Annotated in this window: 1 protein-coding gene; it reads left to right on the top strand. The window is 55.2% G+C overall.

Annotated elements, in window-relative coordinates; all coding sequences use genetic code 11:
• Positions 1–130 precede the first annotated feature (130 nt).
• Positions 131–733, top strand: coding sequence for a hypothetical protein (locus AAG565_RS15730; RefSeq protein WP_348820592.1), 603 nt, complete (start codon positions 131–133; stop codon positions 731–733).
• Positions 734–762 lie beyond the last annotated feature (29 nt).

Genomic DNA, 762 nt, shown 5'->3' with positions numbered 1-762 from the left:
GATTTCCGACGCACCGCCGACAACCTCATCGTCAATGCCAGAGCGGGTTGCAGCCGGAGCATGGGCGTCAAATCACCCACACGGAATCACGAAGAGCCATACAAATTGCACGCCCCTCGCGTCGACGTTAGTGAGCACTGCATCCACGAGCAAAGCTACGAAGGTCGCTTCCAGCCGCGAACAGGCTAACAAGATTGCACAACGGCTTCCTGGTGCGCTATTGACACTTCTGGGGGTCGAGAATGCCCACGCGAGTCTGACTTATAACAGTGACAAAGACGGCAGCGGAGGCGGCGAAAAGTCGATCACATATGGCGGGATAACGCTCGGCCGCTTTAAATACGCTTGGGGGTATTATTTTAGGTACCGCTGCGGCTTTATGTCGTCGGGTGTTGGCTGCGAAGCCTTCGGGGAATTTTACGCCGCCGGCAACCTAAAGTACGCCGCTACAGGGTCAGATAATGTTATGGCAGTACTGCCACTGGGCGTCGTATGCACAAACTACTGTGCCTTTTCCGGGACAACACAGTTCACGACTTCAATGGTCAATGATAAGTGGCTTGGCGGCAGCCCCAATTTCGACGGCGTTGACTACGCAATCTCGTCCGGCAGTTTGGAGAATTGGAAGCTCCGCGGAGATGGCAGTTTTATAAGCCATACAGCTAAGGAACGTCTGATTAAGTCGCCCGAGAGCGCGCTGGTGGGCAGCGATGAATGCAGCGCGACGAGTTAATGATCGTTTCTGGCGCCGACGCGCCCGAT

The sequence above is a fragment of the Fontimonas sp. SYSU GA230001 genome (genome assembly GCF_040066175.1).
In the GTDB taxonomy this organism is placed as follows: Bacteria; Pseudomonadota; Gammaproteobacteria; order Nevskiales; family Nevskiaceae; genus Solimonas.
The sequence above is the reverse complement of the archived record's forward strand: the minus strand, read 5'-3'. Positions and strand labels throughout refer to the sequence as shown.